Raw genomic sequence first — 24,879 nt, 5'->3', positions numbered from 1 at the left:
CCTTAAACATATTGTTTCTAATCATTCCAGTCATCTGCAGTCCCACAGACGCTGCCTCGACACTTATTATTTTGATAATTAAGACTGAGCGTTCCATCATTAGACATTTGACTGCCCGATTTTGGCGTTGCAATGATACGCCACTCTGAGGTGAGCGGATTCGGCGTAAAGGTGATGGTATAGAGCGCATTGCCTTGCTTGGGATAATCGCCACCCAGCCCAGTAGTTAAAGCATTGCTATAACTACCTTGGATCAGTTTACGGCTTTGAATCTCGGCCGCGACATTATGTAGCTCACTCATCATATCCGTGCGTTTAGACTTTATGACATAGCGCTGATAGTTTGGGTAGGCGATGGCAGCGAGTACGCCTAAGATAGCGACGACAATCATAACTTCTACCAACGTAAAACCACGCTGATACACCTGTTTATTTTTCCATAATGGATGACATTTATTAAAATTTGCTAGCATTACCACGTCTCCTGTCCAGCACCACAGTCAGTCGCTGCAATATCAATACTGCTGATATTTTGACAATGCAGGCCTGTACTGGTCAATACGATATAATTGGCACCTTTCGTAATCCCCGAACTGTTCGGTGTGGCTAACATTTTCCATCGACGACCAGTAATGCTATCCACACTACCAGCTGAGGCAGTTGTCACAAGGGATTTACTCGTGTCACCACCGTCAACCAGTGCAATTTTATAGCGATAATTGCTTGCATCACTACCGTCTGGTACATAGATAGTCTTATTATCATTTTCATCATAACGATAAGCCGCTATATTATTACTAATGACTTGTGGTCTAAAACCTTGATAGCTCAACGCTCTCGAACGCCAGCGCTCAAGCTCTATCTGTGTCTGCAACATTTTTGCTTGCACATCACGCTCAGCATTCAAGATGGCATATTGACGATAGCTTGGAACAGCGATGGCAGCCAGTATACTGACAATAAAAATGACAATCATCAGCTCTATAAGCGTAAAGCCTCGCACACCGCTATGCGCTACCGTACTTACTGTCTTATTGATGGGCGACTTGGTCATACGCGGTGTCCTGTTGTGAGTGCGAGTAGAGTCATTTACTTTTAATGACTCTAAGGATGGTACTTAGCAAGCTTATGTATACATTTATCACTACACTACTAACGCTGTTACTTTCTTTCATACCATGCTCGCGGTTGTAGAGTATAGCGCTCATTGAATAAAAACTCAGCAGCCGTACCATCACCTGTTGCCTGTGTAGGACGACTCGGCTCTCCTGGGTACAAGTCTTTGATATTACTATCGTTCTTTATACCATCCAAACCGTATCCTGCACGATTAGCTGCTTCTATACGATCAGTAATGGTCGTTGTACCTATCAATATTTTGACGTCTGTATTGTCCTTGTCGTATGCGCCAAGGGTCAACTCCTGAATACCCTGACCAGCAGGTATATAGCCACCCGTTCCTGATACTGAAGTGCTATCCATACAAACACCATAAGGTAGGCAGTATAATTGACGCTCTGAGCCACCCGATATCTTAGCTGCACAGCTAGCCACTGTACCGTATTGCTTATCTGGATTATAAACCGTGGTATATAGCAAGTTGTTGATGACTGCACTATCACCAACGCCTTTATTATGCCTAACATTGTTGTATCCATCGAATCTCGTCAACGGATAATACCACCCCTGTTTACTTCCTTTGATCATATTTACCTTGGCAGCATTTTTCTGCGCTTCAGAAGGAGAAGCACCAAGGGTAGTCGCTAAGTTAACCAGTTCACCTTCTGTTAGATTTTGCGTCACAGGCGTAAATCCACTTTTGTATAAATCAGCGTTAGTAATATCAGTGTCAATGATGCCGTAGACACGATTGGCGTAGTCATTATTGTTACGCAAAGTAGATAAAGGTGCACTACGATTACCTGAGATAACGTTGACTAACGCAAATAGCTTACCGTTATTAGCAATGGTTTGCCCACTAATCCCTTCATTACGATAAAAGCTAACGATGGGGCGATCATAGAAACGATATGCATATTTTTTAAATGCCTCAGTGCTAGGTGCGGCATTAAGCACTCGTGTAACACGCTTATTTGAGAAACTGGCCACTTCAGTAAAACCATATTTTTCAGGACGGGCATTCTCAAAATCAGCACGGAATACTTGTCCGCCCAAATCAGCTGCATATAAATGATCCATAAGACCATCGTTGTCTCTATCAAGTACAGTAATACCACCAACCATACTATTGACCATCTTATCGGTTTTGATATTCTTTGTACTGCCTGACTCACCACTGGTCGACCATATCAGTTCACCTGATTGGGCGTTAATCACATAGATAGCATTACCTTTCGCAGGCGCACTAGCTGTTGGTACATAGCTATCATCTTCGTATTTCATATCATAACCACCACCAAACACTAGTACATTGATAGGGTCAGCATCCTTACTCATACGAATTTTGGCTGATGTTGGTTTGTTCCAAATTTGACCTAGACGCTCAAAACCTACAGCGTTAGATTTAGCAGCCGTGGTTGAACTTAGTCCTGCTTTAGTAATGGTAAACAGCATTTCTGGTTCAGATTTTTTACTAATATTCATTCCATAAAAAGCCTCACCGCCCATTCTGAGACCGCCATAGGCAAACATACCTTTCTCACCTGCTACCTCTTCTACTTTTACCTGTTTTTCAGGCAAATCAAAGTTGTAATCCGTTGTCACCAACCACGGTGCATCAACGCCAAAGTAAGGTTCGCCCACTCGATCTCTAATCGAACCATCTACTAACGCTTCTGGTTGTGCAATCAACATAGACCTCGGGATGATAGCCACTTCTTCTTTGCCATCATCAGCATCCACCAAATGCAAGGCACCATCCATAGAACCAAATAAAACATAGTCATCACGGGTATCAGTGATACGCCCATTATCATCTAAAGTAGCGCTATAAGAGATCGCTTCAGGCTTAGAATGTACCACACCGCCCAAAATTTTGGTTTCATTCGTTGGACGAGTCAGTACTAATTTTTTTACCTCTGTTTGGGAGGTGGGCTGTCCATCGTTGGTCAATACACTGGTAAAACCTAAAAAGCTCAGTAAGCGACGTTGATTCAGCTGACTGTACGCTACTGTATCTATTAGCTTGTCAAACCCTTGTGGCTTACCGCTACTATCCACACTCAATTTACGTAAAATCGGTGTGGTATTACCGCTCGAAGTATAGTCCTCAACATAAAGGCTACGAACACTACCAAGGCTTGAGCTTGGTGTACGCAATTGCGCATAAACACCACCAGCGGTAATATTATTGTTGGCTATACTGCCTTCTACTTTGAAATCAGCAGTTTGCCATAGATCTTGAGTTTTCTCAGCAAGGTTACCTGCGACATCTTTGTATAGCAGTTTGCTGCTATTACCAAATAGCGTGCCTTTATTCAGCTCATACTTCTTAAGGTTGCCTCTCCAAATACTGGCTGCTGAAGCAATACTAGGATCGAGCATCGGTAGATAGGCATAGGGTAGTTGGTTTGCAGCGCGATAAGGATCCTCTGGAATAGTAATAGTACCTGAAGGTGCCGTATTGATTATCTGTACCAAGCCTGAGGCAAAATCAACAATACTGGCAGCAATATCTGCTGACTCTTCGGTATAGTAAAAACCGCCATCACCAAAGGTTTTGACTTCATTGTCACCTTTGCGCTCACCCAGTTTACATAAATTCCGAGTATTCGCGTTTACACTTCTACCACTATCACAGTCTGTGACTTCTTTCGTTTTTCCATCGATAACGATAGAGCGTTTGCCTGTCAGTCCATCAAAGGCTTTACCAAAACCAACAGTGGCGGTTTTTATCGGCAACCCAAGAGGGTTATTGGCTGGGTTACGTAATATTTCTGCATAGTCAGCCATACACCCCCAAGCACCGTTGCTGCTACCACCAGATAGACCATTACAACTACTGACTGACAATGGTGATGTAGCCCCTAATAATGAGGTATTCATTAATGTTTTCGATCTATCGTTGCTACTACCATTCGGCTCACCATCCGTTAATAGATAGATGCCATTTCCACTACATTCTTTTGGGTTTAAAGGAGACTTATAGCTATTCTTACCTTGAGTTTTGGCTGTCTCTACTGAGTCATTGAAACCGCTATCTCTATTGTCGCTACCTTGATAATAAAGACGGTCGTAATAACCAGTATTGACTGTAGAATCATAACTAGGCAGGATAGATTGATCCCATGACCAAGAACCCCAAGTACTACAAGTATAGACGTATTTATTGAGACCAGTGTCAAGTGATAGTGAATCGGCGTTTTTTTCACATTTACGGTACTGGTAGTAGTTTCCACTTACGCCACGCTCACCAACGATTTTTATGTCAGGTGCCGTTGTAGTACCCATCATATAAGCCCCGGACTCTGCTAGAGCATGTGAGGTTGGTGTACCACCGGTTGCTTGTAAATCTTTCGTTGATTCAATCAATTTGGCACGTTGTTCAGCTGTCAGTGCTTTAGTCGGTACAACCACCACGCCTGAGCGACCATTCCCATTATAGCTATAGTTACCTAAGCCTATTTCATAATCGTCCGCTAATGAACCAGTGTCTTTTAGACTATTATCTGACTTATAAACATCATCTGCTAACAATTCAATAAGGGCTATTTGTAGACGTACCAATCTAGAATATCTTGTCACACGATTAACAGTACAACCACTAGGCGTGAAACTGATGGTCGCGTATTTATTTTGGAAGTCTTTAACCGTATTACCATCTACATCTCGAAGTAACCCGTCTTCAGCAGATGGATCAAGCTTACGCTTATAGATAACCGCATTGATTTTTTCTGAACTCACGGAGCTGGTACGACAATTTCGGAACGAGTTTCCATAATCATCGTCTATGAAACCATCACCCATACTACCTGAGGTATCCAACATCATAAAAATGGTCGCTGTGCCTGGTTTGGCTGGTGCATAAATCTCCAAGTCACCTATCGGCTTTCTATTGACAGTAGCGGCTTGAGTCACCGTACCAGTCAGCCCTATGACCACCGCTATCGCTAAAGCTTTGATAGGCCATGACTGTCGGTTAGACCTTTTGCTATATACATGTTGCATGACCTATTCCTTATATGTGTCAATTCAATTTGCTAACCATATGTCAATCATATCGCGATGGTCAGATGCACAGATTTTTTGTCTATAAAATAGTTGCTAGTGACGAGTATTAGGTAGAAGGAAGCGTACAACGTAGGCCACTGCCTTTACCAAAGTCAACACACTGTGTACGCTCTGATTTATTTTCTACGTTAGCCTTTTCATACAAGACTTTACTGGGAACACCCGCTTTTATCATACAACCACCAATAGTGTTTTCTTTATTGCTCACGCTATCGACTTTACTAGTCTGCTCAAAACAATCTTTACCATTGACCTTTGGATCAGCATAAGCAGGTAGTACAGAAGTGCTGTTGATATCAAACATAAACGCTTGACTGGAAATTGTGCCACTGTCTTGACCAATCGTATAACTACCAAATGCTTCATTGCTAGCACTTGGTGGTGTCAGTGATATATTTACTTGGGTCATGCTCGCATTACGTTCGCTGACATAGTCAGCAGATTTAGCAGGATTACAATAGCCTTTGCCAGCGCCTAGTATATTACCCCCACCAGGTACAGTAATGGTTGTCTTATTAATGTCAAAAAACAGACTACGAGGACGGAAACAAAAAACATATTCATGGTTGGTGCTACTGGTATCTAAGATGAAGTGCCCAAACGGGCCACTACGTGACAGCATATCGTCATAAATACTGGCACTACTACTGCCATTGATACTTTGTTCAATATTCTGATTGGCGTTATCTGCTGACTGTAATAGCAAGGTATTGATTTGGTCACTGGTGGCTAGTCGCAGGTCAGTCGTACTTTGCTTAACAGCGATAACGCCCGCTAATATGATCAATACTAAAAACAGTAATACCACGATCAATACTGCGCCTTGCTGACTAGACAGAGACACTTTTGGATAATAAGACTGCTGAGTATTTGACATATTATTCTCTTCTTATAATTTTGCACAACTATTTACTAGCCGAGACGCCCGTCAAAGCCATGACACGAGCATTACGTAACAAAACGGTTGACTCATAACTACGGCGATAGTATTTCTTACGTGTACTGTCAGCTTTCAGTGTTTGCTCTTTACCAAGAAGGGTAAATGTTTCTTTATCAGCATCTGCTATTAAAGGCGTATCACTGCGGACAATAACACCGATCTTGACAGTGGTAATCGACGGTTTATCTGTCAACTCTAAGTATGTCTTAGCTGGCAGGTAGGTTAATTCATCGACACCTGTCTGAGTACCTAGTAGCACCTTAAATTGTTCTATCGTGGGTACGATAATCTCACCACTGCCAGTGAAAGCAGAAGTAACAATACCAGTATCATTAACGCGTCCAGCATCACAAGCTAGAGCAAGCTCCCCTGTTGTATTACCAGATGAACGTATGAAGTAACGTTCAACAATCCAATCATTGCTGTTGGCTGCCACTTCAGTTCCTTCACAATCATATAATAGATTTGGAGTGATATTTTTATATTGGATAGTCAGTTGATCACTGCCAATACTGTCTATATTAGATAACCCAGTCCAATCTGTACTGCCAGTGCTAGCCGTAAAATATTTAACATCAGTGGTATTACCACTGCCTAAATTACTTTTTGTTAAAACCACACCACCGTGATTGGTTTTATCATTAATACTAGTAATGGGATTACCTAAGTTAGTAATTCGAATATGATCTTCCAATGCTTGCATGGCGAAAATAGTACTGTCTTGCACTTCTGATGCACTCTGCTGCACTGTGATGGTTCGAGTATTGATTAAATACACTTGCATGACTGCAGCAGAAATGAGTAGACCCAGTACTAAAGAAATCATAAGCTCAATAAGCGTGAAGCCTGATACAGCTGCTGGATAACGGTTAAGCTGATGATGACTTGTTTGGTTTTGCTCAATCATTAGTAAGCCTCCGATATCAGACAGTGACTGCCAGTTTTATATACCCCATTATTTGTCGCGCAAGCCTTTGTATCGCTATCACTCATAATAGCTTTTGTATCGTTCCATGCAGTAACGATACACATCTGCTGTTGAATAGCTTCTGCTGATGTACCTGGACATGTCGTAATCGCAAGCTTAATCTCTTCATCAGCCGCTATTTTTTTGACCATCAAGGCATCTCGAGCAGCAAGCTGATCTATACTACAGGGCTGTTTTGGTATCTTTTTACCACTGACTGTTTCAACTTCTGTAGAGAGACAATTGGCACCTGAAGCTAAGATCGAAATTGTTTTGGTATCCTTAACAATCGTCCCATCAGCCTTGGTTTTGTTACTAGAAACAGTGACCGTATTAGTAGCTGAGCTACTCATGACAGCTTGTATAGTTGGTGTTGCCCCCGAAACATCTGAAGCAGAACTAGTAAAGGTCGTACCGCTACCAGTAACATAAGCCTCAGGATAAGCACGCATCACTTCAGCCAAGTTACGAACCACCGTTAAAGACTTCGTTCGTACAAGACTTTCATCTGTTGCACTGATAGCTCGTACTTGTAGTGCACTAAAGCCTAATACTGCAACAGATAGCAATAATACGGCGACTAACACCTCTATCAAACCAACACCACGCTGATAAGTTAATTTATTTGTTAGCATGACACTCCCGTCTTAATATCGATGTTAGCAAGTTTACTGACATTAACCTTTTTGGGTATAGTCGATGTATTTGCATCACATATAGTATAGGTAACTGCCGCATCAACACGCTTGCTAGGTTCAAACTTAATACTGGTTTTAGAAGATTTAATAATACTCTTACTATCGTAACGGTAGCTTGCTATTATCGCCGAATCTGCATTAGTAATATTTATCACTTTGGGATTACTACTATCCTTATAGATTAAAGTAATAGATTGACGACGAATCAAACTTTCATTTTTTGCTTCTTTTAACGCATTAGCAAGTGTAGCCGTTGTCGATTTGACTCGCTGATTGGCAAGCTGAGTACTAATACTCGGCGCTGCAATACCGACAATAATGGCAAGCACAGCAATCGTTACCATCAGTTCAATCAGGGTAAATCCTGAGTTGGTTGTTCGTAGCGTAAGTGGTAGATTATTTGTAGATGCGTTCACATCAAATCCCTATTTATAACGGCAATTTTATAATAACTATTGTTTGTCTAATACCAATACTGGACCAAAAACATCAACAATGAATTCATATTTTCGTATCATTTTTGCCCGTCTTTTTATTGTTATTTAATCAAAATACTGCAATTTTTGTTCCATAATATTTGACAAAAGTTTTGCATAGAAATAACAATAGCCATAACAGTTATGCAAGCTATTTAGAAAATATCATTTTATAAGCAATGCTATTGAGTGATAAGCATCATATCTTGGATATTAATAACAAATAAACATATATTATTTTAATAATATAGCGTTAAGGCAACATATTAGCAACATATTAGTAATTAACAATAGAGAGGAACAGATTTTAAGACTGATTTCCATGCGCTAAAGCATAGGCAGAAAGATGGTATTTATGATTGGCTTGAATATCTGACATGGTGACTGTCTCAGACGAGGTAAGCAGTGTACGTCCCAATGCTTGTAAACTAGCACCCGTGGTCGCAACATCATCAAACAATAATAAGCGTTTCACAGGAGGTTTTTCGATTAAAACAAAAGCATTGTCTAGATTACTCAGGCGCTCAGCACGTGTAAGCCCTTGCTGACTGACAGTGTCGTCAATACGCTTTACACCATGCCATAAAGGTATCTGCCAATGCTTAGACAATTGCGCGGATAAAATACTGACAGGATCGAAGCCACGTTTGACCAGTCGTTGCTCGGTTGTTGGCATGGCGACAATCACGCTATTATCATGATGACAACCATGAGGACGTGGTAGCTGACGTATAGCATGTAACAATAACGGCAATTTGGTCATGTCTTCATGATGCTTAAAAGCTCTGATCGCTTGACGCAGCGGATACTCATAATAAGTCGCCGTTTGGATAGATAAAACCATACCAGCAGCAATATCAACATTGAAGGGTTTCGGCAACCACGCGATATTGTCATGACAATGCGAGCAAAGTAGTCCGCTGTTAAAACGGTGGTTAAATTGCTGGCGCAAATTAGCAAAAAATGAAGGATCGTTTGGCAGGGGTTTTAGGGAGTGCGGTATAGAATCAGCCGTTGGCAAGCTACGAATATTTGATAAAAGGTAATTTTGAGATAGCTGAGATTGGGGCGTGCTGCGATAAACACGGCACAACTGGCAGCGTATATCGAGATACTCTGCCAGCCATAGTCCAGTTTGATAAGGCGCTAAAAGTCGCATGGACGATTATCAAAATGTGCGCTGATATTAGAAACCTTTCCAATCATTCAGTACGATACCAAAGCCAATAGAGGTGTTTTCGTGGTTATAATCGATGATGGATTCGCCATAGCCTTGGAAAACCTGAACGAAGCCATTAACGTTTTCTGATAATGGATAAATATAATCGACTTGCGCCGCCCCTTTATTGGTGCTTGGATTGTAGCGCAATGTACCGCTCAGACTCTGTTGATCAGGCAAGTCATATAAGAATTTGATATCACCGTAACCCATGTAGTCTTCGATATCTGGATTGTCTTCACTGCTGCTGCTTTCACTATTCACTCGAGCCCACAGGCGCGGTACGATTGATAGCTTACCCCACTCTGCCCCTGCCATGAGATAAGCACGGTTCCATGAGCGTGATAACGGATCGTCTTGTCCATTAGAATGATGAATGGCACCAGCACCAAGCATACGAAGACGACCACCAAAAGGTAAATCTGCGGTCACTGGCTGAGTCAAAAATATTTCAGGCTGATAGTCGGTGGCACGGAATGGTCGCGAGTTGTCTTCGTTATACACTTGCCAATGTGACTCTTGGGTATAACCAAACCACAAATCAGCACTGGTATCGAATAAGTCTTCGGCAACTTTGGTCTTCAAAGACAACTGAAATTTTAGTTCAGTATTGCGTATGTCATTAGAAGTAAAGGACTCAGTTTCCTGTGACGGCGTGCTTGGATCTAGGTTAGGGTCAAAGGTATAAAATACTGGCAATACATAGGTCGGTCGGTATGGTCTGACGGTCCAAGTCCCACGCTCACTGTTTTTATCGAGATCATAGGATAAACTAAGCGGTGTATATTTTTCGATATCTTTTTGAGTGACCCCAACATTTTCTAAAACTTGTGCTTCTCTTTGCGTTAGCCCAACGGTGTCTAAACCTTCATTAGTAGCAGGCGCGCGCGCCACTGAGTCAGTAGCGGCATTATTAGCACCAGCAATGGTAGATTTCTCTTCTACAAAGACAACTTGCGGATTACCTGAAAGCGTACTTTGAAAGGTTTTTGCCAAATCTACTGGTTGCTTAGTTGTGGTGTAGCTCGGTGTTTTACCTTCTTCAGCCACTTTGTCAAAGCAAGCCAAACGTGCGGCACTGGTCTGCACTTGGGTACATTCAAAAAACAATTTTGCTTGCTGGGCGATAAATTCTTTACTGACTACTTGGCGATCTTGCGCAGCTGTATTGGCATCCTGTGACACCTGATAGTCTTCAAACTCAAACACTGCCTCCGGTACTGGTAACTCATTATCGCTCTGAGTTTTATCGGCAGCTTGGACTTGCACGGTAAAGCAGGTTAGCGCTAGACCAACAGCAATATTCAAATAATGCTTTCTTGTCTGAAATAACGTGTTTTTGCGCGCTGTAATAAGAGGCATAGGGCGGCGCTGTGCGGTGATATGGGAAAACATAAGTGTCCTTTATCTAACTGACATTATCGCCAGCAGAGTATATAAGATAATGAGTATGACCATTAGCGTCATCGCTAAAATAAACCCAATGACATTCAGACATAGAAGTCAGCAATTACAACGAGTAATGCGCCTTCAGCATTGTTGCTTTATTGTAATGAAAATGTGTGTACTATACTAGCGTTATCGCTGCCCTATACCAATGTAAATATCAATAATCAACGCTAAACCAAATGCTTAGCATCAGGATGTCAGGTAACCATTGATAAAAATAAAAGAGCCAACGTACTGTATGAATAGTACATTGGCTCTTTTGTATTGTTAAGCCTTTAGAAAAGACTTATTCGTTTTGTTAAGTATCAGTTATTAAGATATCAATTATTAAGCATCGTCAACGTTTGCTCAAATTCTGGACGATCAATCTCGCCTACTTGTTGATTGGTCAACTGACCGTCTTGATAATACAGCAATGCTGGCGGGCCAAACAATTTATAGCGCGCTAAGATTGCTTTAGAATCGTCCGTAGTTTCTGTTATATCCAGTCTCACCAACTGCCAATCCTGCATCTGCGCTGGACGATTATGAAATAAGTTTTTATCCATAATACGGCACTCGATACACCATTCAGCAGTGACATCGACAAGCACTTTAGGGTTGGCGGCGATAATGGCATCTAACTCAGTCAGCGTTGTGACGGTTTTATCTGTTGTATTACTCATGGCTGGCTGACCAGTCGTCTGCATCATCGGAGCAGCACTTAAAGATGCCAGCGGATGCAAGCTATCATCGTTACCCAACGCCGCGCCGATAACTAAACAGGTTGCCCAAATACCAGCGATTAATCCCAATGCTTGGGTCAGCATACGACCTTTACCCAACCAACTCCACGCCCACATCGCTACAACCATAAACCATAACGCCCATACCATCAGCATCACGGGTGAGATAAAGACGCGCTCAATTAATAATAAAGCAACGGCAAAGAGCAATAAGGCAAAACCTTGCTTGACCCAGTTCATCCACGCGCCCGCCTTCGGCATAATTTTACCTTGGGTGGCACCAATTAAGATAAGCGGTGCGGATAAACCAAAACCCAGCATAAATAAAGCCGCAAAACCCAGTAGTGGACTACCAATCGTCGATACGGCAAGCAGTGCCCCAAACAATGGCGCAGAAACACAAGGCGATACTACGAGCGCAGATAAGAAACCCGCGATTAAACTACCGCCCGTACTACCCAGCTTGCTATCCCCTGCTTGACTCAAGCCTTGCATTTTATTACTAATAAATCTCGGTAAGCGGATACTAAACACACCCAGCATATATAGTGCAAGTAGGACAAAAACAATCGCAAAACCAATCAGGATAATGGGGTTTTGTAGCCAGCCGATAATGCCTAATGATTCACCAAACACGGCGATAACTGCGCCCAAAATACCATAAGCTGTTGCCACGCCAATAGCGTAACTGGTGGTGAGAATAACACCGCGTTTCACCGTTGGGTTTTCCTCACGGGCAACGATATTGGCAACGATTGGCAACATTGGTAGTACGCATGGTGTCAGTGCCAAACCCAGCCCTGCTAAAAACAATAATACCAATGCCAACCAAGGATGAGAAGCCAAACCAAAAGGATCGCTATCAGTGGCATTATTTCCAGCAACAGTATTGTTGGTTGTCGTAGGAACTTCACTTGTCGCAGTGCCATCGACGCCTTGTTTATCTGCGCCAGAAATCGTATTGGTAGCGCCAAGCTCTCCCTCTAAAGCCTCATCATCCAACAAGGCATAATCAATCACCCCATCATCAGTCAGCGCTTGCTCTGCTGCAAGACTATCGGCAACCGTTTCACTTGACTCGGCGGTGTTGTCATTATCTGTCAGACTGTTGTTATTAGCAACCTCTTGAGTAGAAGTACTGGCGCTATTTCCTGCAATTTGTGGCGTTGCAGCAGTGATATCAATTGTCGTTTTAATTTTTTCAGGTGGATAGCATAGCCCTGCTTTGGCACAGCCTTGCCAGCCAATCATCACGGCGGCATCGTTGACGCTTTTACCATTACTACTGCTCAAGGTCGTCGTAGCCACCATATTCGCTTGGTCAAACACCAGTACTTTTCCGAATGTCGGATCATCGATTGAAACTGGCTTTTGACTAAAGGTAAAAGGCGCGGCGGTCACGCCAGCTGGCAACGTCAGTTTGATTTGGTCTTTATAAACATAATGCTCAGGCGTAATGTCAAAGTTAATGGCTAAGCGCGTGCCATTATTGGTAGCTTTACTGCTATCACTGACTTGAAAGGCTTTGTCCACTGGTAAAAACTTCGTCTGTGCCGCATTTTTATCACTGCTAAATAAATCACCCAGCCCTGCCGCGTGCGTCATCATGGGCATCGCAGCAAGTCCTGTAAACAACGAGCTACTAGAGACCGCAAATGCTAGTAGATAAGATTTTTTGGACGAGCGATGTACCGTTAGCGATGGTGTTTTTTCTATTGTCTTGATGGACATGAAGAGCTACCTATTTATTACCTAATATGCTATTTATTACCAATATTTGAGTCGATCGGCTTGTGGTCTATTTGCGTGTCACGGCGATATCAACCGTGGTTTTGATTTTCTCTGGCGGATAGCATAGCCCAGCTTTTGCACAGCCTTGCCAGCCAATGACAATCGGTGCATTTTTTGCGCCTTTACCATTGTTAGTAGTCAGAGTCGTGGTTGCTACCATGTTTTTTTGGGTAAAAACGGGAACCTTACCAAAGGTTGGGTCGTCAATGGAGACCGGCGACTGACTAAAAGTAAAGGGAGTTGCACTCACGCCCTTAGGAAAACTGAGAGTAAGCTGATCTTTATAGACATAATGACCTGGCGTAATATCAAAATTAATAGATAAGCGCGTGCCCTTAGAGGTAGCTTTCGTGCTGCTAATAACTTGAAACGCTTTATCGACAGGCAAAAACTTCGATTTTGCAGCACCATTATTAGCAAATAACTCGCCCAAACCTGCAGCTTGAGCGCTCATAGATGCCATCGACAACCCTATCATCAATGAAGTACTCATGATTGCAAGTGCGTGAGGCAACTTAGAGACTCGTTTATTTGTAATGACGGCTTGTGAGTTGAGTTTGTTGGTAAACATGAGCAATGACCTCTACTGGCTGATTTTAATGACAAATGAGCGGGGCGATATGACTGGTATCAAACGTATAGCTTGTTGGAAAAATGGATGGTTTGACACTCCCTATGGAATGCCACGCCATTTATTTACTGATATAAAAATATCAACCAATAAGGTCTTATTGGTTGATATTTAAGAGCATTAGAGCGACCGTCACCAATAAACATACTATGGAGTAAGGGATCGTTAGCTACCCATATTTAATTGCTCATCAAGCTAATACTTATAATTGGGCATAAAGATCAGCATCTTGACCTTCGCCGCCTTGCTGGCCATCTGCACCCAGCGAGAATAAATCATAAGGACGACCTTCACTGCCTGGGGCGACATATTGCATCTCGTTTTCCCAGCCATCTGTTGGATAGCCGCCTTTGATATAACCACCATCTGGGTAGTTTTTGGCCTCTGCTGGCGGGGTGGTTAACGCTTCTAAACCTTGTGCGGTAGTCGGATAGCGCGAATTATCAACCTTATACATATCAAGGGCGTTGGATACTGTAGCAAGCGCTGTTTCAGTGGTCTTGACGCGAGCTTTATCACTTTGTCCCACCACTTTCGGGACAACCAAGCCTGCAAGAATTGCCAAGATTACAATCACGACCATGATCTCGATCAGAGTAAATCCAGACTGGTTATTACGCATAGACAGTGGCTTGTTGGCTCTCGTAGGAGCTGGCTTGTTGGCACTTATAGCACTTATTGGCATAGCACTTGTTGGCATAGTAGTTACTTGAATTTTGTCAATTATAGTCATCGCTTTTGTCATCGCTTTTGGCATCAGGGTGATGTAAATAGGAAAAGTGGCATTTAAGTAACATTAATAATCGGCGTATTAATGAGCACTGAAACGATTATCACTATAAACCATGATTTTATTTTTATCTAGGGCGTGTCCTCAATTCAATCGTTTACTTTCTAAATGGCCTAAAAATAGCTAAATTTTGCCAAACATCGTCAAATAGCTTGTTAATATCTCGATATTATTTGCGCTACTTTCCTTGTTTGACGGTAATTTATCTCATTTTTATCACTATTTTTAAAATAAGGACACGCCCTAGCGCCGCAAGTATATTGTTATGAACTTTAACTTTTATAAGCATCAATATTGAACCACAGCATGACGAATGATATTTATAAGGATAACTTTTGACTGACGCTTACTATAGCTTGATGGCTGGCTTTACCCTAATAAAAACGTGACTCAGTCAACAATCTACAACAGTAAGCAAATCTTAAGAAAGCTAGCGTAATATTTAGTAAGATGGCTACAATAGAAATGTGAGCGGGAGGCACACAAGCTCAGAAGGCTTAAGTGCTCATTATCCTGCCAGATCATTCATATTGACAATCGGCAGCATCACTGCCATTACGATAATCATCACTACCACGCCCATCAGCACTAGCATCAACGGCTCAAGTAGCGACAATAAGGTACTGATAAAGTTAGTGGCTTCTGCTTCCTGCATATTGGCGGCGCGGCTGAGCATACTCTCAAGCTCACCTGAGTTTTCGCCACTTTTAATCATTTGCACCATCATCGGCGGAAAGTAACTGGACTTTTCTAATTGACTCGATAAGCTTGAGCCTTCCGTCACCCTGTCAGCCGCAGTGATGATGGTTTTTTGAATGTGTAAATTGGTCGTCACCGCCGCACCAATATGCAATGCCTCAATCAACGGCACCCCTGAGCGTACCAATATCGCCAATGTACTGGCAAAACGTGCTGCATTCAGCCCTTTTGATAACCGCGCCAATATCGGTAGTCTTAGCACGATGCTGTCTATCGCTAACTTACCCGCTTGCGTCTGCGCAAAACGATAAAACAAAAACGCTGTTCCGGCCAATACTAGCAGCATCAGCCACCACCACTGCGTAATAAGATTAGATAGGCTAAGAACAATTTGGGTAATGAGCGGCAATGCCTGTTCAGACTGCTCAAACACTTTGACAATTTTGGGCACCACAAAACTCATCAAACCCATAATCACGCCGACTGCCATCACCATCAGCACAATCGGATAAACCATTGCGCCTTGGATTTTCTTTTGCAATGCAAAGCGGTTTTCGGTGTAATCTGCCAACTGGTTCAAGATTAAATCTAAGTGACCTGACTTTTCTCCTGCCGCAATGGTCGCGATATATAGTGGTGGAAAACTGGCGGCTTGCTGCAATGCTCGCGCCAAGCTCAAACCCTCTAATACATGCGAGCGCACGGCAAGCATGAGAGATTTAATATGGGTTTTTGGTGATTGTTTGGCGACGGCGGCAAGCGTTTCCTCTAACGGAATACCCGCTGCCAATAATACCGATAATTGACGGGTCAGCAATGCCAACTCGTAAGCAGACGGTTTTTTATAGCGGTTTTTATTCTGGTTTTGTCTATCATTGACGGCACTGACTTCAACGGGTGTCCATTGTTTATCACGCAGCTGCTGGCGAACTTGTCGCGCAGAATCACCTTCGAGCAAGCCTTTTTGCACACTGCCATGGTCATCTAACGCTTTATAATGATAAGCGGGCATAGCAGCGAATATCCTAAAGTGGTCAATAAGAAAAGGTAATAAACAAGGACTTATAAAGGAGATCTATCGAGATCCAATGGCTTAAAAAAGCGGCGTAGAATCGCTACTGTCTGGCATCAAACCTTGCAATAACAAAACATCCAAGTGCTGCTGCTGCAATTTTTTATCGAAGTCGTTGACCTCAGCAATGAGCATTCTCTCGATACGCTTGTCACTGGCAAAGACACTCAATCGTGCACAGATAACTGCCAATTGATAAATACGTTTTTTACAGTAGCCATCCAGCCCTTGTAGCAGTCTAACCATGTATGGCGTCTCAAGACTGGCGTAATCGTAATCAGCTATAACCTGCGAACCAAGTGCCGTAACACCATAGCTAATAGATAGATGGGCACAAAAATAACAGCTGAATAAGTAGCCAACGACATGTCCAATATAATAGCCGCGGTCATAGGTAAAACTACTCACGCCGAAGTGCCCAAGCACATAGCTATTTAGACTGCCTTGATCACGAATAGGCTTACTGTTCTTTAATTTGCCAACGGTGGCAAAGCATAGCGGATTTCGCCCATCCTGAGTGGTCAGTTGCCAACCTGCTTGTTGCTGAGCTGGCATATGACGGACAATATCAGCGATGATGTCATCGACCACATGCAGTTGCTGCCAAAGACGCTCTAATCCATCGGTATCCATCAAGCCGCGTTTATCAAGCTGCTGTGCCAGCAAGTATTGCTGATGTTCTGCGAATTGTGATTTGAGCGTTTGTACCAAATAAGTAGGTCGCGTGGCAGCGGATGCCATATATAATAATCGCGTACGCTCATGCTGGGTACGATACAGTGCCACACGCTGCTCGGCAATATTCATCTCGCTAGCAGCAGGCTGCTGCACCCTGCTATGGGTATTAGACAACTCATCAGCTGCGCCTTTAACAACTGTCTCTTTGACGACTGCCTTTTCAATATCTGGCAGCGTAAACAGTGCCAATAACATCGCTTTGTCAGGTGTCGCACCCGCCTTGTCTTTTCGACCATGCTTGACGTTGCTTGGATTCATATCGCTTTGTTTTTTAGCGGGCACAGCTGAGCCTTGTTGGCTACTGGCTCCTGCGCGTGGCTTTGCGGTCGGTTCAGTCATAACATACCATCAGCAGCAAAAATAAATATCATTTAGAACAAACGATCTGACCACCATACAGTGACATATCTTACGCTAAAAACAAGCGTTCGCGCCTAAATGACTCATTATTCCATAGTACCTGAACACAAGCACATTGTCAGCTGTCCATCGTCAAAATACTCTCTATCAACACCTGTCAACAATAGACGAAATATCTTCATAAAAGTCTCATACTTCACTATGAGAAAACAAAAAAGCGTTAAGGGCCTAATGGCAACCTTAACGCTTTTATGGTGTATTAACGATACGCTATGCGATGTTTTCTTGTTGATATTGTTGACGATAGGCTTTTGGTGATAACCCATAAACGCGCTTGAATGCTTGACTAAAGGTCGAGTCTGACGCATAGCCAACCAACTCACTGATACGGCCAATACTGTTTTGCTGCAAGCGTAGATAACGGGCCGCCAAGCGCAAGCGATAATCAATTAGATAAGTCAGCGGCGGCATACCAACTGTATCTTTAAAGCGCTGCGCAAAGCTCGAGCGTGACATTCCTGCGACTTCAGCCAGCTTATGAATGGTCCAGTGTTGATTGGGCGCTTGATGCATCGCTGCTAACGCCTTGGTCAAAAACGGGTCTTTCATGGCTTTTAGCCAATTCTCTGTGGCCTCAGGCAAACTTTCAATATAAACCCGCAAACATTCAATCATCATAATACTTGCCCAATGATTGATGATCGCGGTCTTGCCCATGCGCTCACGCTCGGCTTCTAAGGTCAGCAGCTTAATCTCGACATCAATGACCTCAAACCTACCATCAGACTCATCATTGATTTCAGGCAAAATCGCAGGCAGCACAGACAACAAAGGACGTATCATTTCTTTGTCATACTTGCATTCAATCAATATCAGAGACGAGTTAGGATCACCGTTGCCATCGATATCAAGGGTGTTTTCCTTACAATGAGTCAGCAACTCATCTAGCGGTAGCGCATCGTCACCATTATGATCTAAGGCATAGCTCACATGCTTATGGGCACTGGGAATCATAATCATATCGCCTGCGTGCGCCTGTCGCAAACCATTGCCGACGTCGATACAAAAGCTCCCAGACATCACTAAATAAAATAAAATCGTATCTTGTCTAGTGATGGAATAAGACCAATTACCAGTCCCATTCAAACGATAATACTTGGTTTCAAACAAATGCACGTTTTGTAGCAATACGCTCAATGCGTCCATTAATCACTTCCTCAATAATATAAGATCCATAGCAGCGCATCTCAGACAAGCACTCACATCCCTATTACGGTCTTAGCCTTACTTAATCTATTCAATATATTTTTTAACTGACCTTTGGTTTTCTTAACACTCGTATCATCTTCAATGGATCACTTCTTAATGGATGACCTAATATATCAACGGGCTTTAAGACCTTATCATGATGCATCACTAAAAGCGTTGCCTTTGTTATTCTATATTTTGCTATTCTATATAAAGGCGGTTAAAGAATAACAAAGCAGGTTTAAGGCACGTACAGAGATAGCGAGTGTCTCAAAAGAGAACCTATAATAAAAATAAATGAGACAAAAGGCCAGTAAATCAATAGACAATCAAAGGGCTGATGAGTCTACAAATTTTAATCGCAGGGGGTAAGATAGGTTAAAACCAATCATACAGGCACAAAAAAAAGCCAAACATGGCAAGTATTATTATTTAGAATAAGGTTTTTATAATGAGGTAGAACAAGAAGAGGATAATGCAGAATAAAATATGGGGCGACTGATGGGACTCGAACCCACGACAACCGAGATCACAACCCGGGGCTCTACCAACTGAGCTACAACCGCCATAACTATTGCCTGATGAGGCAAGATTTGCAGGCTAAATGGTGCGCCTGGCAGGATTCGAACCTGCGGCCACCTCCTTAGAAGGGAGATGCTCTATCCAGCTGAGCTACAGGCGCTCTTAGAGGACTTTTATATACTAAAGCAAGTTTTAAATATATCAGAAACTAAACCATTATACATAAAAAAAAGCCTGTAAGGCTCTTAAAAATAGATGGTCGGAGTGATAGGATTCGAACCTACGACCCTCTGGTCCCAAACCAGATGCGCTACCAAACTGCGCCACACTCCGAAATTTCTATTATCACGATAGTTTGTTAATTAACTCGTTGTTGGCAATGCCACTAACTTGTTAACGTTCCTTGCTATCGAGGTGCACATATTAAGGGGAAAAGCCGATGGTGTCAACACCTATTTTTAATTAATTTAAAAAAACTGCTAAATTACTTAAAAAACGCTCATTTATCATAAAAACCACTATGACAAATCCTTTTCTCCACGATGCTAAGTGATACTTACTCATCGACAGCGCTCATTATACTCTATTCCAATCAGGAAGCAAGCCGCCGTTTATCGTACCAGTCAGAACATTGAACGGTACGAGCCACAATGGCGCAGGACTCACCTTTTCATCAGCAATATTATGGCTCTTATCATGGTTGTTAGCGCCATCAGTTTTTTTATAATCATGCACTTGTTGGCTGAGCGCAACTGGCAACCGCTCATTATCTTGTACTGGATAAACCAGCCACACCTGCCCTGCTTGATAGGCCTGAGCGTAACTCATCAGTTGATAAGCATCGCTGGCACTAATGCTGGCTGTCTGCGATAAATGCTTCCATTTAATATCGATGACATGGCTATAGTGACCTTTTTCTCTAGCTTCAATAACCGCAGTGCTACTCTGATTTTGACAATTATCATTAGCATCAGTTTTATATATGAGCAAATCAGGTCGTATAGACAGACATGCGCGCCCTTCTGCATCCGTTAGCCAGATACTTTGCGTTTGATATAACGGCTGATATTGTTGACTCACTTGCTGAAACATCGAGGCAATGCGCATACTTGCCCATTGTTCAAAAGCTTGATTCATATCAATCAGCAAGCATAAACGCGGAGACGACAGATTTTGCTTGAATGGTTTATTTGGCGCAATACCATTACCTGTTGCCACATTGGACTGCCTTAGTAACCAATAAGCCATATCTAACAACTGCTGAGCAGCTTGTAATTGCGGTGCTCGAAGCGGTTGAGCGGCTAACTGACGCTTTGCTTGCTTGTATATCGACTCTAACTGTGTCAGCTCTTGATAACTCAACGCCGCTACTCGCTGCCAAACCTGCAAAAATTTAGGCGCATCTGCTTTCGATAGCGTTGATTGAAAAAATAAAGGTGTCATCAAAACCAACGTGCTCTTAATCAGCCGATTACCTAGCATGTCTTGGCTCAGTATACTGCTCTCACAGACAAACTTATGCGGCTGCATGCTGTTGTGGCGCAATTGTTCTTTGATGAGCAGTCGACCTTGTAGCGATGCTTGATTATCGACCTGCGTCTGATAGTGTTTGCTTGGTCGATAATGAGCCAGCCGCTGCAAAAACTGCGTGATAAGCCAATCTGATAATGGCAGTACGTCTATCGATAGTGTCGCCAGTTGACTGCTAAATTGCCCTAGATTTTTTGTATTGGGTAACTTGTTTTTGGCATGACTGCTATTGGTCAAATCCGATAGCATGCCCTGCACCCATTGGCGAGTTTGCCTGATATCAGGGCGATGACTGGCATTCTGTGAAAGGTATGATTGCTGCGCGACTTGATCGCTAGAAGTTTTTGCTGCGAGTTTGGGTAATATCTCAAGCGTCATGCCGCTGGGCAGTAAAATAACCCCTATATAATGTCCGACTTTTAACTGCCATTGTCCCTGTCTGCGCTTAATGCTAAAAACCGCAAACTCTTGCGCCATCAACCAATGGAAATCAGATACCCGTAAGAAGTCATGCGCTGTTAGACGCTGATGCTCAAACACCGTGATGGTATTTACATCAAACGCATTAACGTTAGCACTATCAATATTATTGGCTATGACTTTATGACTAAAGCTATTATTTATCAACGCTGAGCACCTTTATGGATATAAACGTTGATAGACAGTGGATTTGGCAAATTCACCTACCCTCGCGATAAGGTCGGTATTTGTCCTATAGCCAGATGTGCTCATAGACTGACCGAAAAATGCATTTTGACCAGTAAACAGCGGATTTTGACTACTAGCATTCACTTGGTCATTCACACTGTCATTAATGGATGCGTGACTATCATGAATAAACTGTGCTTGCAGTGGCTGCTGCTCATCTCTAAAAATATATTGCAAAGTACCCTCTTGCCCACCCGTCGCTTGCATTAACTGCGGAATGATTTGTTCGACCAACACCGCTTGCAATTGTCCAAGATCCGTCACTGACCATAAAAAAGCATGACCCAATTGCGCTTCCATTCCCACTGTTTGCGTGATGCGATTATTCAAACCAGCTAATAGCTTTGCCAAATCTACCGTCGCTGGACTGTCAGCTTCTGAGTTTTGGGGTACATGAATGATGGGTAATAATTCTGGTTGCGGTGGACATTCGATAAAACGAAAGCGCCGACGTAATGCCATATCAAGTGGTGCTAACGAGTGATCTTGGATGTTCATCGTGGCATAAATATCAATGTTGGCAGGGATGCTAAAAGCCCGTCCAGAATAGGCCAAATGAACGGTCATCGCGTTTGCCATGCCAGCCCGTTTGTCTGGCTCAATTAGACTGAGTAGCTCGCCAAATACTCGTGACACGTTGGCGCGATTGATCTCATCAATTAAGATGGCATAACACTGCTCTGGATCATTTGCTGCCCGTTGACACAATTTTAAGAATGCACCATCTTGAATGGCGTAACTCATTTGAGATGAGCTACTCGTTGCATGATTAGACGCTACCATGACAGGACGAATGCCTTCGACAAACTCTTCATAGCCATACGCTTGATGGAAGCTGACCATGGTAAAACGCTGCTGGCTAAAACCTTGATTTGGGTTAGCTTGGCTTTGGTTGACACTGTTATCACGCTGCGCCTGCTGAAATTCGGCAAGTTGCTGCGATAGCTCTGTTAATAACTCAAAGCTTTCTGGCAGCAAATACCACGCACCACCCTCATCTTTATCAAAATAGGCTTGGCTGGCACGGTTTTTATAAGTCACAGTTTTTGAATTGATAGGGCTATGCATTTGAAGGACAGACCAAGCCGTATTGCTTAGGTTTTTTTCGCGGGCATTCTGTGCGGCTTTCGCGACAAAGAACGCATGATTGACGATTTCAGGCACTTTTACCAAGTCTTGGTGTTTAGATTGGAAATCCAAAAGTACTAAACATACGATTTCACGCCAGCTAAGCTCTTGCAATAGCTGCCCAAACAAATCTGCCTCATCGGCTCTCGGCAGATAGTCGGTATATCGCTTAGCAATTTGTAACAGTCGATAGGTTTTCCCCGTACCAGCAACGCCTGTATAAATGATATTGGTCGGCGCATAAATTGACGTGTCAGGCATAGCTTCATCCAGCATAGAAAAAGGAAATAAGAAAAATCATCAATGAGATACACTAAAATGTCATCATTATAGCGTGGCTGTCTTTATGGCATCCAGCAGCACTGTTTATGAAAGCATCTGAGTGATACGATATTGCATTGAGCGATAGCATTCCTAGCATCTAGGGTATCATGACGTTAGCCCTATTTTATAAGCGCAGCAGTTCATGCTAATAATAGTAGGCAGACGGCGGTTAATGTACCATAGTAAGCATGGCAGCTTGCACAATAGGCATTCTATCAGCTGCTATGATGAAATATATAACACTCAAAGCGTCATTTAATCTATCTACATTAAGGAATTTTGTATGTCAGGATTATTAAAAAAACTCCCTAGCAAGCTAACCAATAAATTGCCAGCCAAAACCTCTGACAGCACAAGATCGCCCGTCGAAAAACCCAACAGCACGCTCAAGCCCATCAGCAATCAATTCACCAAACTGTTATCTGTTACCAAATACTTACCTGCCAGCGCACGCTCGAGCATTTTATCCAAAGCCTTTGGTAAAGTGGTGCCATATGTGGGCACAACGGGCGTCTATTATGAAACGGTCGAACCCAACCAAGTCGTGGTGAGCTTAAACAACACCAAAGCAGTGCAAAATCATATTGGCTCTATTCATGCGGTCGCCATTACCTTACTTGCCGAAACAGCAACCGGTTTTATTCTGGGTTTAAACCTACCCTCTGACCGCGTACTATTGATTAAATCGTACGCGGTTAATTTTTATCGCCCGATTAAAAAAGGCCAAATTGCAGCAGTGGCGTCTTTATCGGATGAACAGCGCTTAGACATCCTAAATACGCCAAAAGGTGAAATGGTAATTCCGTGCGTCATTCATGACCGTGAATCTGACAGTGATCGTGACCCTATCGTGGTTGAGATGACATGGGCTTGGATACCTAAGTCTGAGTTAGAAGCGCGCCGTCAAGGCAAGACTAGCGAAAAGCCGCTAGAAGCTGACACTGAATCTAAAACAGAAGTCGAAGCTGAGCAAAACGACCAATAACTGGTTAAGCATAAGTAAGACATAATGTGTCATCTAGTGTGATAAGACATTATGTTTGTTAAACTTGTATAGTGAATTTAAAAAAATTGTGAAAAAAACGTATAATAAGGAGACAGCGATGTCCAAGATTACCCATAAATTGACTGCCCATTTAACTAAGGCGTTGCTCGTGGGCGCGTGCTCACTAGGCCTTGCTATGACAGCGAATGCGGCGCCAATGGCAAATACCGCAAGTGTGACTAAGTCTAACCCTGTGTTTCTTGGTGATGGCGGTAATTATCCTTTTTCAGAAGCAGTACGGGTGGGCGATAAGCTATACATGTCTGGACAAATTGGTTTTAAAGATGGCAAATTGGTCAAAGGTGGTGTCAAAGCCGAAGCCAAGCAAGCATTGGATAATATTAATGAAACCCTGTTAAAATATGGCTATCAAAAATCAGACATCGTCAAATGTATGGCGATGCTGACAGACATGGATGACTTTGACGATTTTAATAAAGTCTATAAAGCAGAATTGGCCAAACCTTATCCGGTACGTTCAGCCTTTGGCGTCGCTGAATTGGCGGCAGGTGCCAGCGTTGAAGTTGAATGTATCGCTGCAAAATAATAGCGATGTCACAAGTTAAATTATTAAAAGCCGTAAAGAATGACCATCAAATAACTGGCTACCATAGCCAGTTATCTTTTAT

19 protein-coding genes and 3 tRNA genes are annotated in these 24,879 nt (G+C 42.8%); 2 read left to right on the top strand and 20 right to left on the bottom strand.

All coding sequences use genetic code 11. The features are described from left to right. Positions 1 to 17: 17 nt before the first annotated feature. The 20 genes from ACP69U_RS02530 to ACP69U_RS02435 all read right to left on the bottom strand — a co-directional run bounded on the left by ACP69U_RS02530 (position 18) and on the right by ACP69U_RS02435 (position 23,142). Positions 18 to 473 (bottom strand): type IV pilin protein, encoded by a 456-nt coding sequence (locus ACP69U_RS02530; protein ID WP_426137733.1) that lies wholly within the window; start codon positions 471 to 473, stop codon positions 18 to 20. Next, the gene (locus tag ACP69U_RS02525) at positions 473 to 1,054 is read right to left on the bottom strand and encodes a type IV pilin protein (RefSeq protein WP_055123501.1); all 582 of its coding nucleotides are present in this window, start codon (positions 1,052 to 1,054) and stop codon (positions 473 to 475) included. The genes ACP69U_RS02530 and ACP69U_RS02525 overlap by 1 nt, the downstream gene beginning before the upstream one ends. A gap of 107 nt (positions 1,055 to 1,161) precedes the next feature. Continuing rightward, complete coding sequence (locus ACP69U_RS02520) at positions 1,162 to 5,127, bottom strand: pilus assembly protein PilY (protein WP_426137732.1); 3,966 nt, start codon at positions 5,125 to 5,127, stop codon at positions 1,162 to 1,164. A gap of 109 nt (positions 5,128 to 5,236) precedes the next feature. Further along, positions 5,237 to 6,067 (bottom strand): pilus assembly protein PilX, encoded by an 831-nt coding sequence (locus ACP69U_RS02515; protein ID WP_426137731.1) that lies wholly within the window; start codon positions 6,065 to 6,067, stop codon positions 5,237 to 5,239. Positions 6,068 to 6,095: 28 nt separating this feature from the next. Then, a complete protein-coding gene (locus tag ACP69U_RS02510) occupies positions 6,096 to 7,037 on the bottom strand; it encodes a PilW family protein (RefSeq protein ID WP_426137730.1) in 942 nt (313 codons plus the stop codon). Beyond that, positions 7,037 to 7,732, bottom strand: coding sequence for a type IV pilus modification protein PilV (pilV, locus tag ACP69U_RS02505; RefSeq protein WP_426137729.1), 696 nt, complete (start codon positions 7,730 to 7,732; stop codon positions 7,037 to 7,039). The genes ACP69U_RS02510 and pilV overlap by 1 nt, the downstream gene beginning before the upstream one ends. After that, positions 7,726 to 8,211, bottom strand: a complete 486-nt coding sequence (locus ACP69U_RS02500) for a pilus assembly FimT family protein (RefSeq protein WP_426137728.1) — start codon at positions 8,209 to 8,211, stop codon at positions 7,726 to 7,728. The genes pilV and ACP69U_RS02500 overlap by 7 nt, the downstream gene beginning before the upstream one ends. 367 nt (positions 8,212 to 8,578) lie before the next feature. Continuing rightward, complete coding sequence (locus ACP69U_RS02495; protein WP_426137727.1) at positions 8,579 to 9,430, bottom strand: ComF family protein; 852 nt, start codon at positions 9,428 to 9,430, stop codon at positions 8,579 to 8,581. Positions 9,431 to 9,457: 27 nt separating this feature from the next. Beyond that, a complete protein-coding gene (locus ACP69U_RS02490; RefSeq protein WP_426137726.1) occupies positions 9,458 to 10,885 on the bottom strand; it encodes a phospholipase A in 1,428 nt (475 codons plus the stop codon). A 374-nt stretch (positions 10,886 to 11,259) separates the two neighbouring features. Further along, entirely contained in the window at positions 11,260 to 13,395 is a 2,136-nt protein-coding gene (locus ACP69U_RS02485) for a protein-disulfide reductase DsbD domain-containing protein (protein ID WP_426137725.1), read from the bottom strand. A gap of 67 nt (positions 13,396 to 13,462) precedes the next feature. Continuing rightward, positions 13,463 to 14,026 (bottom strand): protein-disulfide reductase DsbD domain-containing protein, encoded by a 564-nt coding sequence (locus ACP69U_RS02480; protein WP_426137724.1) that lies wholly within the window; start codon positions 14,024 to 14,026, stop codon positions 13,463 to 13,465. A gap of 262 nt (positions 14,027 to 14,288) precedes the next feature. Then, on the bottom strand, positions 14,289 to 14,708 hold the full coding sequence (gene gspG, locus ACP69U_RS02475; RefSeq protein ID WP_045443801.1) for a type II secretion system major pseudopilin GspG: 420 nt from the start codon (positions 14,706 to 14,708) through the stop codon (positions 14,289 to 14,291). A 676-nt stretch (positions 14,709 to 15,384) separates the two neighbouring features. Further along, on the bottom strand, positions 15,385 to 16,587 hold the full coding sequence (gspF, locus tag ACP69U_RS02470; protein WP_426137723.1) for a type II secretion system inner membrane protein GspF: 1,203 nt from the start codon (positions 16,585 to 16,587) through the stop codon (positions 15,385 to 15,387). Between the two features lie 81 nt (positions 16,588 to 16,668). After that, complete coding sequence (locus ACP69U_RS02465) at positions 16,669 to 17,724, bottom strand: hypothetical protein (protein WP_314885347.1); 1,056 nt, start codon at positions 17,722 to 17,724, stop codon at positions 16,669 to 16,671. Positions 17,725 to 18,015: 291 nt separating this feature from the next. After that, complete coding sequence (locus ACP69U_RS02460; RefSeq protein WP_198329575.1) at positions 18,016 to 18,951, bottom strand: AraC family transcriptional regulator; 936 nt, start codon at positions 18,949 to 18,951, stop codon at positions 18,016 to 18,018. 532 nt (positions 18,952 to 19,483) lie between these two features. Next, positions 19,484 to 19,559, bottom strand: a tRNA-His gene (locus tag ACP69U_RS02455). Positions 19,560 to 19,598: 39 nt separating this feature from the next. Next, a tRNA-Arg gene (locus ACP69U_RS02450) sits at positions 19,599 to 19,675 on the bottom strand. A 96-nt stretch (positions 19,676 to 19,771) separates the two neighbouring features. After that, positions 19,772 to 19,848 (bottom strand) — tRNA-Pro (locus ACP69U_RS02445). Between the two features lie 243 nt (positions 19,849 to 20,091). Continuing rightward, on the bottom strand, positions 20,092 to 21,672 hold the full coding sequence (locus tag ACP69U_RS02440) for an McrC family protein (protein WP_226914289.1): 1,581 nt from the start codon (positions 21,670 to 21,672) through the stop codon (positions 20,092 to 20,094). A 12-nt stretch (positions 21,673 to 21,684) separates the two neighbouring features. Beyond that, a complete protein-coding gene (locus ACP69U_RS02435; RefSeq protein ID WP_426137722.1) occupies positions 21,685 to 23,142 on the bottom strand; it encodes an McrB family protein in 1,458 nt (485 codons plus the stop codon). A gap of 346 nt (positions 23,143 to 23,488) precedes the next feature. Between ACP69U_RS02435 and ACP69U_RS02430 the strand changes: the two genes are divergently transcribed. Together ACP69U_RS02430 and ACP69U_RS02425 are read left to right on the top strand one after the other, a co-directional pair. Then, positions 23,489 to 24,190, top strand: coding sequence for a DUF4442 domain-containing protein (locus tag ACP69U_RS02430; protein WP_426137721.1), 702 nt, complete (start codon positions 23,489 to 23,491; stop codon positions 24,188 to 24,190). 118 nt (positions 24,191 to 24,308) lie between these two features. After that, entirely contained in the window at positions 24,309 to 24,797 is a 489-nt protein-coding gene (locus tag ACP69U_RS02425) for a RidA family protein (protein WP_193011285.1), read from the top strand. Positions 24,798 to 24,879 lie beyond the last annotated feature (82 nt).

This window comes from Psychrobacter sp. TWR1-1-1 (assembly GCF_049895865.1).
GTDB lineage: Bacteria > Pseudomonadota > Gammaproteobacteria > Pseudomonadales > Moraxellaceae > Psychrobacter > Psychrobacter immobilis_A.
The sequence above is the reverse complement of the archived record's forward strand: the minus strand, read 5'-3'. Positions and strand labels throughout refer to the sequence as shown.